The organism is Burkholderia sp. D-99 (assembly GCF_011605345.1).
Classification (GTDB): domain Bacteria; phylum Pseudomonadota; class Gammaproteobacteria; order Burkholderiales; family Burkholderiaceae; genus Burkholderia.
Map to the genome: position 1 here is coordinate 1 of NZ_JAAOXM010000016.1, position 15,294 is coordinate 15,294.

Here is a 15,294-nt window from a genome sequence, read left to right on the forward strand (position 1 = left end):
CGGGCTTCACGCCCGCACGCTCCAGCACCGCGCGGATCACCGTCGCGCCCAGCTCCGGCGCCGCAATCTTCGCAAGCGAACCGCCGAATTTGCCGACCGCGGTACGCGCGGCCGATACGATCACTACATCCGTCATGTCCAGTTCCTGCATCGAAATCAGTTCGTCGTTCTGACGCCGGCGCGAGCCGGTCTCGGCTGGCGATCGCGCTCCTCGGGCCATCCGGCGCGATAGCGGTCGCATGCCTGCGTACGGCGGGCAGCACCCGTTCGCACGGGCGGCGCACCAGTACGGCTCGCCGGGTCACCGGCGCCTTGCGGCAAACCGGACGTGCGCCGGACACCGCGCGGCACACGCGGCGTCCGGCGCCATCCGGCGCCGATCAATCGTGTCGCGCCGGTGCGCGACACGTGCTTGCGCGGCTACGCGGGTTACGCAGCCGATTCGCGTGCGGCCGCGGTGTCCTTGCGCGCGGCGGCAGCCGTTTGCTTCGCACCACGCGTTGCCGTTTCGCTGACCGCATCGAAACCGCTCTGTGCGGCTTCGATCGCCTGCCCCGTCGCTGCGCGCACGGAGTCGGCCGCGGCGGTCGCCGCGGACAGCGCCGAGTTCAGCGCGGCCACCACCGGCGCCGAGCCGGCCGGTGCGTGCTTCGACAGTTCGCCCAGCACGTCTTTCAGGCGCTTGTCGTTCTGTTCGTATTGCGCTTGCGCGACCTTCGCCCATTCGGACTGCGTCGACACGGCGATGTCGAACAGATGACGGCCGTACGAGACGGCCTTGCCGGCCGCTTCCTGCGGCGCGGCGACCTGCTGCGCGAAACCCGCGGCCGGGTTGCTGCTGTTGAACGCGTTCTTCAGCTTGTCTTCGTATTCCTCGAGCGCCGTCCGGGCCGCTTGCAGGTTGAGTTCGACGACAGCCTCGAAACCTTGGATCGCCGGACGGGCGATCGCAAACCACGCGGCGATACCGGACTGATAATCGGCGTTGAGTTTTTCGGGGGCAAATACGGACATCGGGCACGCTCCTGTTAGCAATGCGAGAGACGACGTAAGGAAAATTGGAAGCCGGAACGACAGCAGACTTCCTTATTGACAACCCGCTACTTATTTGAGAACGGGAAGATGAAGGAGCCCATTCTAGATCGATTAATTGTCAATTAAATGGCATTAATAGTAGGTGTAAACCCTTATATTGATCCATGACAACCGCTGGAGCCCTTGTTGCGCCGACATCGCAGACGAGGCCGCATGTCGCTCTGTCCCGCAATGTATTTTTACCTTTTTACAGGATAGCGGATGATGACCTCACGCAACATTTACCAATCCATTATTCCGTTTATTAGAAAACCGGGGCACATTGAAAATGGAGCGGTCATCCATGTAATCGTTTTTTCTGGATTTATTATGAAATCGTTTCCGGGATTATTAATGATGGAATCAATGATCGGATGAATTGCGGGTCGAAATAAAAAATGGCCGCATGATGCGGCCGCTTCGTCGGGCAGGCGCGGGATCAACCGGCCAGTTCGCGATGCAGTGCGAGGAACTCCAGCGCGAGCTTGTGCCCGGGTTCCAGATGGATCACCGGCTTGGACTGCTGATGCGACTCGCGGATCTTCACCGATGCCGACAGCCGCGACGCGAGCACCGGCAACCCTTCTTCGACGAGTTCGTCGACCAGCCGCTGCGGCAGGCTCGCTCGCGGCTGGAACTGGTTGATCACGATCCCTTCCACCTCGAGCGCCGCGTTGTGGTCCTGCTGGATTTCCTTCACGTTCTCGAGCAGCGTGTACAGCGCGCGGCGCGAGAAATCGTCGCAGTCGAACGGGATCAGGCAGCGCTCGACCGCGATCAGCGCCGAGCGCGTATAGAAATTCAGCGCGGGCGGCGTGTCGATGTACACGGCGTCGTACGCGTCGAGCTCGTTCAGTGCGTCGCGCAGCTTGTAGATCTTGTAACGCGACTCGAGCTTGCCGTGCAGCGTGTCGAGATCCGGATGCGCGGGCATCACGTCGAGCCCTTCGAACGGGGTCGGATGGATGAACGACGCGACGTCGACCGGACGGAAGTTGAACGTCAGGGCGGTTTCGAAGAAATCGGCGACACCCGGCTGCGCGTCGGCCGCGGCGTCGCCAAGCAGGTAGCGCGTGGAGTTCGCCTGCGCATCGAGGTCGATGACGAGCGTGCGCAGCCCTTCGCTTGCGCTGATCGCCGCCAGGTTGCAGACGATCGTCGATTTGCCCACGCCGCCCTTCTGGTTGAATACGACCCGCCGCATGGTGTCTCCTCGATCGAAAACGTCGAAAGGAGCAGCTTAGCCGGTCAATTGTGGCGGCCGCGTGACGCAGGTCGAATTGTGTGCGACCGGGCACGGCGCATATCAGCGGCGCGACACCGGCCCCGATACATACCGGTTGCCCGGCACGCTCCACCGCCACGGCAGATCCGTAGCGACGCGAATGCCGATGCGCGGCCCGCCCGCCAGACCGGCGGGCGGCGCGACGCCGTCGTCGACGATCGCGAATCCTTCGTGCGCGCCGATCAGGTCGACGCCATCCTGCGCCCCGCCGATCCCCATCGCCTGGGTCAGCCGCGCCGGCCCCCGGCACAGGTCGCGATCGCGCGTCTGCGGCGGTCGTACCGCGCGCATCCGTTCGAGCCCGTGCAGCGGTTCGAGCGCACGGATCAGCACCCCCGTTCCCGTGCCATCCGGGCCACACACGCAGTTGCAGCACCAGTGCATGCCGTAGGTGAAATAGACGTACAGGTGCCCCGGCGGCCCGAACATCGTCGCATTGCGCGGCGTCTTGCCGCGATAGGTATGCGCGGCCGGGTCGATCGCACCGGCATAGGCTTCCACTTCGACGATCCGCCCTGCCCGGCCATCCGCGGTCGCGAGGATCTTGTTGAGCAGTTGCGGCGCGACGTCGGTGGCCAAGCGGTCGAAGAACGCGCGGGGCAGCACGGTGCCGGGCCACGGAGGCGCGGTTTTACTGCGCCGCATCCCGCCTCTCCGGTTGAAGACCGGAAACGGCCTTCGCGTGCAGGCGCAGCTGACGGTACGCGTCGACCAGATCGTCGAGGCCGAACGCGAGATTTCTCCCGCTGGGATTGGGCAGCACCCAGACGCTCGCCCCCTGCATGCGGGCCGGTTGCAACCCCCACCGGACTTCCCGCTGACCGGAAAGCGCCGAGTACGCCGCCTTGCCGAGAAAAGCGACGAAGCGTGGCCCATAACGCGCCACCTTTTGGTCGAACTCCGCGGCCGCGGCAATGAATTCCGCGCGCGAAAGCTGATCGGCACTCGCGGTCGGCCGCTTCACCACCGCCGTCAGGCCGCAGCCATGGCGGAGTATCGCGCGATCGTCCTGCGGGGAAATTTCCGTCGGCGTGAAGCCCGCGAGGTGGATCACGCGCCAGAAGCGGTTGTTTCTCCCGGCGAAGTGGTGCCCGGTCGCCGCCGCGGTCAGGCCGGGGTTGATCCCGCAGAACAGCACGTCGAGATGTTCTGTGATGAGGTCGGGAAGTTCGTCAGCCACGTTTTGCCTGGCGCGCAAGGAACATCGACGTAAACGAAAGAAGGCCCGAAGACCCGGGCCAAGCAACCGGCTTGACTCGGACATTCGGGCCCATCGCGATGCAGGGTACCGATTTGCCGATCAGAACGGGATATCGTCGTCCATCTCGTCGAAGCCGCCGCCTGCCGGTGCGCTCGGACGGCTCTGCGCGCCGCCGCCTGCACCGCCACGCGCCGCGCCGCCGGCACGGCCACCGCCGCCACCGCCGCGTTCCATCTGCTCGCCGCGACCACCGCCGCCACCACCATAGCCGCCGCCGTAACCGCCTTCGTCACCGCCACCACCACCGCCGCCGCCCGCACCGCGACCGCCGAGCATCTGCATCTGGTCGGCGACGATTTCGGTCGAGTAACGATCCTGGCCGTCCTGGCCTTGCCACTTGCGCGTGCGGATGCGGCCTTCGATATAGACCGACGAACCCTTCTTCAGGTATTCGCTGACGATTTCGGCCAGACGGCCGAAGAACGCGACGCGGTGCCACTCGGTCATTTCCTTGAAATCGCCGCTTGCCTTGTCCTTGTAGCGGTCGGTCGTCGCGAGACGAATGTTCGCAACCGCGTCGCCGCTCGGCAGGTAACGGACTTCAGGATCGGCGCCGAGATTGCCGACGAGGATGACCTTGTTGACGGATGCCATGTGTTTCTCCAGTAAATTCGATGCCGGGCCGCCGGCGCATATTGCCGGGACGGCCCGCCGGGCAAGCCGGCGAACGCCGCCGGTGCCTGCCCGAAGTGAGTTCAGGCCTTGCGCGGCGGCGCTTTCATGCTGGCCGCGATTATAAGCCACGCGGCAACGAGCCCCGAGCACGTGTAGAACACCGTGTTGGCGCCCCCGTGCTTCAGCAGCCAGCCGCCCACGATGCCGCCGAGTGCAAGCCCGATCGACTGCGTGGTGTTGTAGACACCCGTGGCCGCGCCCTTGCGCGAACCGGGCGCGAGCTTCGACACGAGCGACGGCTGCGACGCTTCCAGGATGTTGAAACCGAGGAAGTAGACGAAAAGAACCGCCGCCACAATCAGGATGGTATGCGGCGCGCTGCCCAGCAGCAATTGGCCGATCAGGATAGCCAGAATGCCGCCGAGCAGCACCGGCTTCATCTTGCCCCGTTTTTCCGCGACGATGATCGCCGGGACCATCATCACGAACGCGAGCCCCATCACCGGCAGGTAGACCTTCCAGTGCGCGGCGACCGGCAGGCCGCCGTCGACGAGCAGGCGCGGCACGACGAGGAACAGCGCCGTCTGCGTCGCGTGCAGCACCAGCACGCCGAAGTTCAGGCGCAGCAGCTCGACGTTGTGCAGCACCTCGGCGAACGGCGCGGGCACGTGCACAGGCTTCGCCGCGTCGGGCACGATCCACAGCACGACGCCGATCGCGAGGATCGACAGCACGCCGACGATCGCGAACAGCCCGCTCATCCCGACCCAGTGGAACACGATCGGCGCACCGACGATCGCGACCGCGAACGACACGCCGATCGAGCCGCCGACCATCGCCATCGCCTTCGTGCGGTTCTGCTCGGAGGTCAGGTCGGCGATGAACGCCAGCACCGCGGACGACACCGCGCCCATCCCCTGGATCACGCGACCGACGATGATCCACGTGATGTCGTGCGCGGACGCGGCGACGAAGCTGCCGATCGCGAAGATCACGAGGCCCGTGGCAATCACCGGCTTGCGGCCGAACTTGTCGGACGCCCAGCCGTAGAAGATGTAGAACAGCGACTGCGTGACGCCGTAGGCCCCGAGCGCGAGACCGACGAGCAGCACGTTGTCGCCGCCCGGGATGGTTTTCGCGTAGACCGAGAACACCGGCATGATCATGAACAGGCCGAGCATGCGCAGCGCGAAGATCGCCGCGAGCGACGTGGTCGCGCGCAATTCGGGCGCGGTCATGCGGGAAGACGTGGCAGACGGATTGGACATCGGGAATGAATTTCGAATGATCGGAATGTCCGCCCGACACCGGGCGGCGGAAGATCAGGACCAGCGGCCCGGGAGGCTTGGCGGGCGACACGTCGGGGCAGGATTCAGGCAGCCCGCAGGCCACCCGGAACCGCGCGGCGCGGCCGCATTCCCGGCGCAGGCGCCGCCCTGCTGCCACCTGCTGCTAAGGCTGGGGGCCCCAAACGACGGCCTCGAAAAGCCGTTATAGTAGCAGGTTTGGTTCCCTCCATTTTCGCCAGGTTCATGGAACAGATCCGTATCCGTGGGGCACGCACCCACAACCTGAAAAACGTCAATCTCGACCTGCCGCGCCACAAGCTGGTCGTGATTACCGGGTTGTCCGGGTCGGGCAAGTCGTCGCTCGCGTTCGATACCCTTTATGCCGAGGGTCAGCGCCGCTACGTCGAAAGCCTGTCCGCATATGCCCGCCAGTTCCTGCAGTTGATGGAGAAACCCGACGTCGACCTGATTGAGGGTCTGTCGCCCGCGATCTCGATCGAGCAGAAGGCGACGTCCCACAACCCGCGTTCGACCGTCGGCACGGTCACGGAAATCCACGACTACCTGCGACTTTTGTACGCACGTGTCGGCACGCCGTACTGCCCCGACCACGACATCCCGCTGGAAGCACAGAGCGTGTCGCAGATGGTCGACGCGGCGCTCGCGCTGCCCGAGGAAACCAAGCTGATGATCCTCGCGCCCGTCGTCGCGAACCGCAAGGGCGAACACGCCGAGCTGTTCGAGGACATGCAGGCGCAGGGTTTCGTGCGCTTTCGCGTGCGCTCGGGCGGCGGCACCGCGAACGAAGGCGTCGCGAAGATCTACGAGGTCGAGTCGCTGCCGAAGCTGAAGAAGAACGACAAGCACACGATCGACGTCGTCGTCGACCGCCTGAAGGTGCGCCCGGACATGAAGCAGCGCCTCGCCGAATCGTTCGAGACGGCGCTGCGCCTCGCCGACGGCCGCGCGATCGCGCTCGAGATGGATACCGACCACGAGCACCTGTTCAGCTCGAAGTTCGCGTGCCCGATCTGCTCGTACTCGCTGCAGGAACTCGAGCCGCGCCTGTTCTCGTTCAACAACCCGATGGGCGCGTGCCCGGAATGCGACGGCCTCGGCCAGATCACGTTCTTCGACCCGAAGCGGGTCGTCGCGCACCCGTCGCTGTCGCTCGCCGCTGGCGCCGTGAAAGGCTGGGACCGCCGCAACCAGTTCTACTTCCAGATGCTGCAGAGTCTCGCGGCGTTCTACGAATTCGACATCGACGCCGCATTCGAGGACCTGCCGGAAAAGATCCGCAAGGTGCTGCTGTTCGGCTCGGGCAAGCAGACGATCCCGTTCTCGTACATCAACGAGCGCGGCCGCACGACGATCCGCGAGCACGTGTTCGAGGGGATCATCCCGAACCTCGAGCGCCGCTACCGCGAGACCGATTCGGTCGCGGTGCGCGAAGAGCTGTCGAAGTACCAGAACAACCAGCCGTGCCCGTCGTGCGAAGGCACGCGCCTGCGCCGCGAGGCGCGCCACGTGCGCATCGGCACGGGCGATTACGCGCGCGGCATCTATGAAATCAGCGGCTGGCCGCTGCGCGACGCGCTCGGCTATTTCGACGGCCTGTCGCTCGAAGGCGCGAAGCGCGAGATCGCCGACAAGGTGATCAAGGAAATCGTCGCGCGCCTGACCTTCCTGAACAACGTCGGCCTCGACTACCTGTCGCTCGAGCGCAGCGCGGAAACCTTGTCGGGCGGCGAGGCGCAGCGCATCCGGCTCGCGTCGCAGATCGGCTCGGGCCTCACGGGCGTGATGTACGTGCTCGACGAGCCGTCGATCGGCCTGCACCAGCGCGACAACGACCGCCTGATCTCGACGCTCAAGCACCTGCGCGACCTCGGCAATTCGGTGATCGTCGTCGAGCACGACGAGGACATGATCCGCACGGCCGACTACGTCGTCGACATGGGCCCGGGCGCCGGCGAGCACGGCGGCGTGGTGGTGGCCGAAGGCACGCCCAAGCAGGTGCAGTCGAACCCGCAGTCGCTCACCGGCCAGTACCTGCTCGGCAAGCGCACGATCGAGTATCCGGACGAACGGCTCGCGCCCGATCCCGAGCGGATGCTGCGCATCGTCGACGCGTACGGCAACAACCTGAAGCACGTCGATCTCGAACTGCCGGTCGGCCTCCTGACCTGCATCACCGGCGTGTCGGGCTCCGGCAAGTCGACGCTGATCAACGACACGCTGTATCACGCGGTCGCGCGCCACCTGTACGGCTCGTCGGCCGAGCCGGCGCCGCACGAGGCGATCGAGGGCCTCGAGCACTTCGACAAGGTGATCAACGTCGACCAGTCGCCGATCGGTCGCACGCCGCGCTCGAACCCGGCCACCTACACGGGCCTGTTCACGCCGATCCGCGAGCTGTTCTCGGGCGTGCCGACGTCGAAGGAGCGCGGCTACGATCCGGGCCGCTTCTCGTTCAACGTGAAGGGCGGCCGCTGCGAATCGTGCCAGGGCGACGGCGTGCTGAAGGTCGAGATGCACTTCCTGCCGGACGTCTACGTGCCGTGCGACGTGTGCCACGGCAAGCGCTACAACCGCGAAACGCTCGAAGTGCAGTACAAGGGCAAGAACATCAGCGAAGTGCTCGACATGACCGTCGAGCACGCGTACGCGTTCTTCAGCGCGGTGCCGGTCATTGCGCGCAAGCTGAAGACGCTGCTCGACGTCGGCCTCGGCTACATCCGCCTCGGCCAGTCGGCCACGACGCTGTCGGGCGGCGAGGCACAGCGCGTGAAGCTGTCGCTCGAACTCTCCAAGCGCGACACCGGCCGTACGCTGTACATCCTCGACGAGCCGACCACCGGCCTGCACTTCCACGATATCGCGCTGCTGCTGGAAGTGATCCACCGGCTGCGCGACCAGGGCAACACCGTCGTGATCATCGAGCACAACCTCGACGTGATCAAGACGGCCGACTGGGTGATCGACCTCGGCCCCGAAGGCGGCGCCGGCGGCGGCCAGATCATCGCGCAGGGCACGCCCGAGCAGGTCGCGAAGACGAAGGCGAGCTTTACCGGCAAGTACCTCGCGCCGCTGCTCAAGCGCGCGACCCGCAAGGTCGCGGCGGGCTGACGCTTCCGCCGTCCCTCCCCTCCCGCGCGCGGCCGCCCGGCCGCGCGCGTCCCTTTGCACCGCGCAACCGGCCTCTTCTCGTTTTCCCTTCTGCGTTTACACCATGCGCCAAACGGCCCCGTTGCGGACCATAATGGCGGCTATACTTTACGGTCGTAAGGTTCGCCGTACGCACCAATCCGGTGCGGCGTCGGGCGAACACGGCTCTGCCGCGCATTCCGCGGCATGACACACGAACGACAGGAATCCACGATGGAGAAGCAACCAGACTCGTCTCGCGATGCGCAGAATCGCGAACCGCACCTGCGCAGCGTGCGGCTGACGAGCGACTTCAGCCTGCCGAAGCTGTCGGCACTCGAGATCGGCAGCTATGTGTTTGCGATCGTCGCCATGTGGCTCGTGATCGAGCTCAAGCTGCTCGGCGGGCTGCTGGCCGGCCTGCTCGTCTACCAGCTGATCCACACGATCGCCCCCGTGATCGAACGTCACACCACGAGCATGCGCGCGCGCTGGGTCGCCGTCGTGCTGCTGGCCATCGTGATCGTCGGCGCGCTGACGGGCCTGACGATCGGCATCATCGAACACTTCGAGCGCACGGTACCGAACCTGCAAAGCCTGCTCGACCAGCTGATGCAGATCGTCGAGCAGACCCGCGCACGCACGCCGGCCTGGATCGCGAACCTGCTGCCCGTCGACGTCGAGCAGATGAAGACGAAGGCCGCCGTGCTGATGCACTCGCACATGGACCAGCTCCAGCAAAGCGGCAAGAGCGTCGCGCGCGGCTTCGGCCACGTGCTGTTCGGGATGATCATCGGCGCGATGATCGCGATCGGCGTCGAGCACGGCAAGGTGCGCCGGCCGCTGTCGACCGCGCTCGTCACGCGCGTGTCGCGCTTCGCCGACTCATTCCGCCGGATCGTGTTCGCGCAGATCAAGATCTCGGCAATCAACGCGGTGTTCACGGGCATCTACCTGCTCGTCGCACTGCCGATCTTCCACCAGCGGCTGCCGTTGTCGAAAACGCTCGTGCTCGTCACGTTCATCGTCGGCCTGCTGCCCGTGATCGGCAACCTGATTTCGAACACGCTGATCGTCGCCGTGTCGCTGTCGGTCAGCATGGGCACCGCGATCGCGTCGCTTGCGTTCCTCGTGATCATCCACAAGCTCGAATACTTCCTGAACGCGAAGATCATCGGCGGCCAGATCGAGTCGCGCGCGTGGGAACTGCTGCTCGCGATGCTGATCATGGAAGCCGCGTTCGGGCTGCCGGGCGTAATCGCCGCGCCGATCTTCTATGCGTACCTGAAGCGCGAGTTGTACCTGCTGCGGCTGATCTGAAGCAGTCCGCGCGTCGAAAGCGAAAAAAACGCCGCGTCCCGTGAAGGGCGCGGCGTTTTTGTTTGTGGGGGCCGGCGATCCGGCGGCCGGATCGCGGTGCCCCGCGGACGAATCAGCGGAACACGACCGTCTTCGTCCCGTTCAGCACGATCCGGTGCTCGACGTGCCACTTCACCGCACGCGCAAGCGTCACGCATTCGACGTCGCGGCCGATCGCGGTCAGTTGGTCGGGCGTCATGCTGTGATCGACGCGCTCGACTTCCTGCTCGATGATCGGGCCTTCGTCGAGATCGGTCGTCACATAGTGCGCGGTCGCACCGATCAGCTTCACGCCGCGGTCGAACGCCTGGTAGTAGGGCTTCGCGCCCTTGAAGCTCGGCAGGAACGAATGGTGGATGTTGATCGCGCGCCCGGTGAGCTGCTCGCACATGTTCGGCGACAGGATCTGCATGTAGCGCGCGAGCACGACGAGATCGGCCTGGTGCTCGTCGATCACTTCCAGCACGCGCGCTTCCTGCGCGGCCTTCGCGGCATCGGTCGAACCGCCGATCAGCGGGAAGTGATGGAACGGGATGTTGTAGCTCGCGGCGAGCTGGTAGAACTCCTTGTGGTTCGACACGATCGCCGGGATCTCGATCGGCAGCTGGCCGGTGCGATAGCGGAACAGCAGGTCGTTCAGGCAGTGGCCGATCTTCGACACCATGATCACGACGCGCGGCTTCACGGCCGCGTCATGCAGTTCCCAGCGCATCGAAAACTGCTCGGCGAGCGGAGCGAATTCCTTGCGAAGCGTGTCGAGCGCCGTCGCGGCATCCGCACCGCCACCGTCCTGCTCGAAGTGCACGCGCATGAAGAACTCGCTGGTGCGGCTGTCGCCGAACTGCGCCGAATCGAGGATGTTGTTGCTGCGCTCGAACAGGAAGCCCGAGACCGCATGGACGATGCCGTGCCGGTCGGGGCACGACAGTTTCAAGATAAAGCTGTGATCGGTCGGCATGACCGCTACTCCCTTTGTTTCCGTATTCGTCAAATTGCCCGTTCGCGCCGCCGGACTGCATGCGCGGCACGCGTCACGCGGCCGGTGCGAACAGTGCGTCGATGCCGGCCGCGTCGGCCGCCGGGATCCAGCGGTGGCGCAGCAGCGTATCGAGTGTCGCGAGGCTCGCATCCATCGTCGCGCGGCCGGCGCGCAGCCAGCCGATCACCTCGGGCACGCCGGCCAGCAGGTGCTCGGCCACTTCGCCGTCCTGGTTGCGCGGCGCGAAGTCGCGCGGCAGCGGCAGGTCGTACACGAAGATCAGTTCGGACTGCGTGCCTTCCGGCAGCGAGCACAGTACCTGCACCGCGCGGCCCGCGATCGCGCGCGCGGCCAGTTCGGCGGGAATGCCGGCTTCTTCCCAGCATTCCTTCGCGAGCGTCTCGTGAACGCCCAGGCCCCAGCCGATCCCGCCCGCGACGACGTTGTCGAGCATGCCGGGGTCGGTTGCCTTGGTCTCGCTGCGGCGGCCGAGCCACATCTGCGGGGCGGCCGCGGCGGGCGGCTCGCCCGGCGCAACCGCATATTCTACGATGCCGTTCAGATGCACCGCGTAAGTCTGCGTGCCAAAGAAGCGCGACGCGGCGCGCTCGATGTACGCGAGCGGCGGATCGTCGAAGCGGTTGCGGATCGCGTAGATCTCGTCGCGCCAGCCGGGAATCGCGCCTTCGGCCGCGAGCGCGCCGATCGCGCTCGCCAGTGCCATGCTGCGCGCGTCGACCGAGTCGTAGCGCGCCGACAGCACGACGCGCTCATCGGTCAGCTCGAACACGTCGGGCCAGCGGGCGAGCATCGCGACGTCCTGGCGGCGCACCCAGCCGACCGCCTGGCCGGCAATCTCGAAACGCAGGTGCGCGGCCGGATCGAAACGGCGCGCGGCCGCAATGCACGGAAACGTCATCGCCATCAGTCCTTCAGCGCCACGCGGATGCCGATCGCGATGAACGTCACACCGGCGATCCGGTCGAGCCACACGCCGGCCTTCGGGCGGCGCTTGAGCCACGCGCCGATCATGCCCGCGCCGACGCCGAACAGCGAAAAGACCGCGGCCGTCTGCAACATGAACAGCGCGCCGAGTTCGAACATCTGCAGCGTCACGCTCTGGCCGCCGTGCGGATCGACGAACTGCGGCAGGAACACGACGAAGAACAGCGTGACCTTCGGGTTCATCAGGTTGCCGACCACGCTCTGCCGGAAGATCGTGCCGAGCGGCTGCGGCGGACGCTCATGCGCATTCGCGAGGCCCTGGCTGCGCAGCGCCTTGATGCCGATCCACACGAGGTACGCGGCGCCCGCGAGCTTCAGGATCTCGAACGCGACCGGCGACGAACGCAGCACGGCCGCGACGCCGAGCGCCGCGAGCGTCGTGTGGAACAGGATCCCGGCGGTGAAGCCGAGCGCGGCGACGAAACCGGCCGCGCGGCCCTGCGAGATGCCGCGAGCGAGCACCTGCAGGTTGTCGGGACCCGGCGCGAACGTGATCGCGATCGACGTGGCGAGAAACAGCATGAAGTTGGGCATCGTGACCTCGCTGTGTAACGTGGATTCAGGCGGGCCGGCGTTCAGTGGCCGGCGAATTCGGTGACGGTGTAGACCGGCAATCCCGCATTGCGCAGCAGCGCCGAGCCGCCGAGATCGGGCAGGTCGATGATCGCCGCACCTTCGACGACCTCCGCGCCGAGCCGCTGCAGCAGGTTGCGCCCCGCCATCATCGTGCCGCCGGTCGCGATCAGGTCGTCCATGATGATCACGCGGTCGCCGGGGCGGCACGCATCTTCATGGATCTCGACCGTCGCGCTGCCGTATTCGAGGTCGTACGATTCCGAGCGCGTCTTGTACGGCAGCTTGCCCACCTTGCGGATCGGCACGAAGCCGACGCTCAGCTCGTACGCGACGATCGGCGCGATGATGAAGCCGCGCGCGTCGAGGCCCGCGACATAGTCGAGCTTCGCATCGACATAGCGCTCGACGAACAGGTCGACGAGGATGCGCAGCGCCTTCGGGCTCTGCAGCAGCGTCGTAATGTCGCGGAACATCACGCCCGGCTGCGGCCAGTCGGGCACCGTGCGGATCTGGCTGTGGATGAAGGCGACCGGATCGAGCGGTGCGCCCGACGACGAATGCGGCATGAAACTCTCCGAAAAAAACGGTGCGCGAAGATCGGGCACCGTTTCGAATAAATACGGGTCAGGTTATCAATCCAAGCCCGGCTCAGGCAGCCGCGGCAGGCGGATCGCGCCGATGGCGCGACAGCCGCTCCTCCGCGAGCGCGAGCGCCTCAGGCAGCCCGCGCAGCACGACGATGTCGCTCGCGCGCAGCTTGGTCTGCGGATCGGGTTCGACGCCGCGGATGCCGTGCCGGCGGATCGCCGTGACTTCGAGCCCGAGCGCATACAGCCCGAGTTCTTCCAGCGAACGCCCGACCGCGTCCGCGCGCGCATCGACCGGCACCGATTGTAGCCGCACCTGCTCGTGGTCGTCGTCGTCCGTGTCGTCCGCGCCGCGGAAATAGCCGCGCAGCAAGCTGTAGCGCGCGTCGCGCATTTCCTCGACGCGCCGCACGACCTTGCGCATCGGCACGCCCACCAGCACCAGCGTGTGCGACGCAAGCATCAGGCTGCCCTCGACGATCTCCGGGATCACCTCGGTCGCGCCGGCCGCGAGCAGCTTCTCGAGATCGGCATCGTCGACGGTGCGTACGATCGCGGGCAGCGTCGGCTCGAGTTCGTGTACGTGATGCAGCACGCGCAGCGCGGACGGCGTGTTCGCATAGGTGATCGCGACGGCCGCCGCACGGTGGATACCGGCCGCGAGCAGCGACTCGCGGCGCGCCGCGTCGCCGAACACGACCGATTCGCCGGCGGTCGCGGCCGCGCTCACGCGATCGGGGTCGAGGTCGAGCGCGACATACGAAATGCCTTCCTGTTCGAGCATTCGTGCCAGGTTCTGGCCCGCGCGGCCGTAGCCGCAGATGATCACGTGGCCACGCTGCTTGAGGCTCTGCGTCGCGATCCGCGTCATCTGCAGCGACTGCTGCATCCATTCGGTCGAGGACAGCCGCATCACGATCCGGTCGGCGTTCTGGATCAGGAACGGCGCGGCGAGCATCGACAACAGCATCGACGCGAGGATCGCCTGCAGCAGCGTCGAATCGACGAGATGCCGGTCGAGGATCAGGTTCAGCAGCACGAAACCGAATTCGCCGGCCTGCGCAAGGCCGATGCCGGTGCGCATCGCGACGCCCGGCGTCGCGCCGAACAGCCGCGCGAGCCCGGTGATCATCGTGGCCTTGAACAGCACCTGGCCGACGAAGAAGCCGAGCACGAGCAACGGATGCTCCCAGATCACGCGCGGATCGAGCAGCATCCCGGTCGTCACGAAGAACAGGCCGAGCAGCACGTCGCGAAACGGCTTGATGTCCTCCTCCACCTGGTGGCGGAACGGCGTCTCGGAGATCAGCATCCCCGCGATGAACGCGCCGAGCGCGAGCGACAGGCCGAACTTGTCGGTGATGAACGCGGCGCCGAGCGTGACGAGCAGCAGGTTCAGCACGAACAGCTCCTGCGAGCGGCGCCGCGCGACGACGTTGAGCCAGCGCGTCATGAAGCGCTGCCCGATGACCAGCAGCAGCGTGAGCGCGATCACGATCTTCACGGCCGCGAAGCCGAGCGTGATCGCGAGGTCCTTCGACGATTCGGCGCCGAACGCAGCGATCACGATCAAGAGCGGCACCACCGCGAGATCCTGGAACAGCAGTACCCCGAAGATGTTGCGGCCATGCTCGGTCTCGATTTCGAGCCGCTCGGCGAGCATCTTCGACACGATCGCCGTCGACGACATCGCGAGCGCGCCGCCGAGCGCGATACTGCCCTGCCACGTGATGTGCACCCAGTGCTCGAACAGCATGCCGAGCACGAGCGCGAGCACCAGCGTCGCGACGACCTGCAGCAACCCGAGCCCGAACACGAGCCGCTGCATCGACCTCAGCTTCGCAAGGGAGAATTCGAGGCCGATCGAGAACATCAGGAACACGACGCCGAATTCCGCGAGGTGCTCGGCGCGTTCGAGATCCGCCGCGATGCCGAGCGCATGCGGGCCGACCAGGATGCCAACGGTCAGGTAGCCGAGCATCGGCGGGAGGTTCAGCGAACGGAACACGACGACGCCCACCACTGAAGCCAGCAGCAGCATGAGCGTCATTTCGAGCGGGGAAATCACGGGCAAAGCGTCCTCGTTCGTCGGGGCCACCGCAAAGCGGGCACGGTGG

General features: G+C 66.0%; 13 protein-coding genes and 1 pseudogene. 2 read left to right on the forward strand and 12 right to left on the reverse strand.

All coding sequences use genetic code 11. The features are described 5' to 3' along the window. From HAV18_RS35000 to HAV18_RS35030, 7 genes and pseudogenes are all read right to left on the reverse strand, one after another. Positions 1 to 136, reverse strand: a pseudogene (locus tag HAV18_RS35000) (acetyl-CoA C-acetyltransferase); the annotation flags it as partial. A gap of 293 nt (positions 137 to 429) precedes the next feature. Beyond that, complete coding sequence (gene phaP / locus HAV18_RS35005; protein WP_166965006.1) at positions 430 to 1,014, reverse strand: TIGR01841 family phasin; 585 nt, start codon at positions 1,012 to 1,014, stop codon at positions 430 to 432. 499 nt (positions 1,015 to 1,513) lie between these two features. Next, entirely contained in the window at positions 1,514 to 2,278 is a 765-nt protein-coding gene (locus HAV18_RS35010) for a ParA family protein (RefSeq protein WP_166965008.1), read from the reverse strand. 102 nt (positions 2,279 to 2,380) lie between these two features. Beyond that, on the reverse strand, positions 2,381 to 3,004 hold the full coding sequence (locus tag HAV18_RS35015; RefSeq protein ID WP_166965010.1) for a DNA-3-methyladenine glycosylase: 624 nt from the start codon (positions 3,002 to 3,004) through the stop codon (positions 2,381 to 2,383). Next, positions 2,991 to 3,539 carry a G/U mismatch-specific DNA glycosylase gene (mug, locus tag HAV18_RS35020; RefSeq protein WP_166965012.1) on the reverse strand — a complete coding sequence of 183 codons (549 nt, stop codon included), beginning with the start codon at positions 3,537 to 3,539 and terminating at the stop codon, positions 2,991 to 2,993. Before mug ends, HAV18_RS35015 begins: the two co-directional genes overlap by 14 nt. A gap of 120 nt (positions 3,540 to 3,659) precedes the next feature. Next, entirely contained in the window at positions 3,660 to 4,214 is a 555-nt protein-coding gene (locus tag HAV18_RS35025; protein ID WP_166965014.1) for a single-stranded DNA-binding protein, read from the reverse strand. Positions 4,215 to 4,315: 101 nt separating this feature from the next. Then, complete coding sequence (locus HAV18_RS35030) at positions 4,316 to 5,503, reverse strand: MFS transporter (protein WP_166965016.1); 1,188 nt, start codon at positions 5,501 to 5,503, stop codon at positions 4,316 to 4,318. A 264-nt stretch (positions 5,504 to 5,767) separates the two neighbouring features. Between HAV18_RS35030 and uvrA the strand changes: the two genes are divergently transcribed. Beyond that, complete coding sequence (gene uvrA, locus HAV18_RS35035; RefSeq protein ID WP_166965018.1) at positions 5,768 to 8,653, forward strand: excinuclease ABC subunit UvrA; 2,886 nt, start codon at positions 5,768 to 5,770, stop codon at positions 8,651 to 8,653. A 252-nt stretch (positions 8,654 to 8,905) separates the two neighbouring features. Continuing rightward, positions 8,906 to 9,991, forward strand: a complete 1,086-nt coding sequence (locus HAV18_RS35040; RefSeq protein ID WP_166965020.1) for an AI-2E family transporter — start codon at positions 8,906 to 8,908, stop codon at positions 9,989 to 9,991. A 112-nt stretch (positions 9,992 to 10,103) separates the two neighbouring features. Here the strand turns inward: HAV18_RS35040 and purU are convergent, their stop codons facing one another. The 5 genes from purU to HAV18_RS35065 form a co-directional block, all read right to left on the reverse strand. Then, the gene (gene purU, locus HAV18_RS35045) at positions 10,104 to 10,988 is read right to left on the reverse strand and encodes a formyltetrahydrofolate deformylase (protein WP_166965022.1); all 885 of its coding nucleotides are present in this window, start codon (positions 10,986 to 10,988) and stop codon (positions 10,104 to 10,106) included. A gap of 73 nt (positions 10,989 to 11,061) precedes the next feature. Continuing rightward, the gene (locus tag HAV18_RS35050; RefSeq protein ID WP_166965024.1) at positions 11,062 to 11,928 is read right to left on the reverse strand and encodes an NUDIX hydrolase family protein; all 867 of its coding nucleotides are present in this window, start codon (positions 11,926 to 11,928) and stop codon (positions 11,062 to 11,064) included. A gap of 5 nt (positions 11,929 to 11,933) precedes the next feature. Beyond that, on the reverse strand, positions 11,934 to 12,548 hold the full coding sequence (locus tag HAV18_RS35055; RefSeq protein WP_166965026.1) for a LysE family translocator: 615 nt from the start codon (positions 12,546 to 12,548) through the stop codon (positions 11,934 to 11,936). A 41-nt stretch (positions 12,549 to 12,589) separates the two neighbouring features. Beyond that, complete coding sequence (locus tag HAV18_RS35060) at positions 12,590 to 13,156, reverse strand: adenine phosphoribosyltransferase (RefSeq protein ID WP_011353218.1); 567 nt, start codon at positions 13,154 to 13,156, stop codon at positions 12,590 to 12,592. Between the two features lie 82 nt (positions 13,157 to 13,238). After that, on the reverse strand, positions 13,239 to 15,245 hold the full coding sequence (locus HAV18_RS35065) for a monovalent cation:proton antiporter family protein (protein WP_166965028.1): 2,007 nt from the start codon (positions 15,243 to 15,245) through the stop codon (positions 13,239 to 13,241). Positions 15,246 to 15,294: the final 49 nt, after the last annotated feature.

Coding starts and splice junctions, on each gene's coding strand:
- uvrA (WP_166965018.1), top strand. CDS start 5,768: ATGGAACAGATCCGTATCCGTGGGGCACGCACCCACAACCTGAAAAAC.
- HAV18_RS35010 (WP_166965008.1), bottom strand. CDS start 2,278: ATGCGGCGGGTCGTATTCAACCAGAAGGGCGGCGTGGGCAAATCGACG.
- HAV18_RS35060 (WP_011353218.1), bottom strand. CDS start 13,156: ATGCCGCATTCGTCGTCGGGCGCACCGCTCGATCCGGTCGCCTTCATC.
- purU (WP_166965022.1), bottom strand. CDS start 10,988: ATGCCGACCGATCACAGCTTTATCTTGAAACTGTCGTGCCCCGACCGG.
- HAV18_RS35015 (WP_166965010.1), bottom strand. CDS start 3,004: ATGCGGCGCAGTAAAACCGCGCCTCCGTGGCCCGGCACCGTGCTGCCC.
- phaP (WP_166965006.1), bottom strand. CDS start 1,014: ATGTCCGTATTTGCCCCCGAAAAACTCAACGCCGATTATCAGTCCGGT.
- HAV18_RS35025 (WP_166965014.1), bottom strand. CDS start 4,214: ATGGCATCCGTCAACAAGGTCATCCTCGTCGGCAATCTCGGCGCCGAT.
- HAV18_RS35030 (WP_166965016.1), bottom strand. CDS start 5,503: ATGTCCAATCCGTCTGCCACGTCTTCCCGCATGACCGCGCCCGAATTG.
- HAV18_RS35050 (WP_166965024.1), bottom strand. CDS start 11,928: ATGACGTTTCCGTGCATTGCGGCCGCGCGCCGTTTCGATCCGGCCGCG.
- HAV18_RS35055 (WP_166965026.1), bottom strand. CDS start 12,548: ATGCCCAACTTCATGCTGTTTCTCGCCACGTCGATCGCGATCACGTTC.
- HAV18_RS35040 (WP_166965020.1), top strand. CDS start 8,906: ATGGAGAAGCAACCAGACTCGTCTCGCGATGCGCAGAATCGCGAACCG.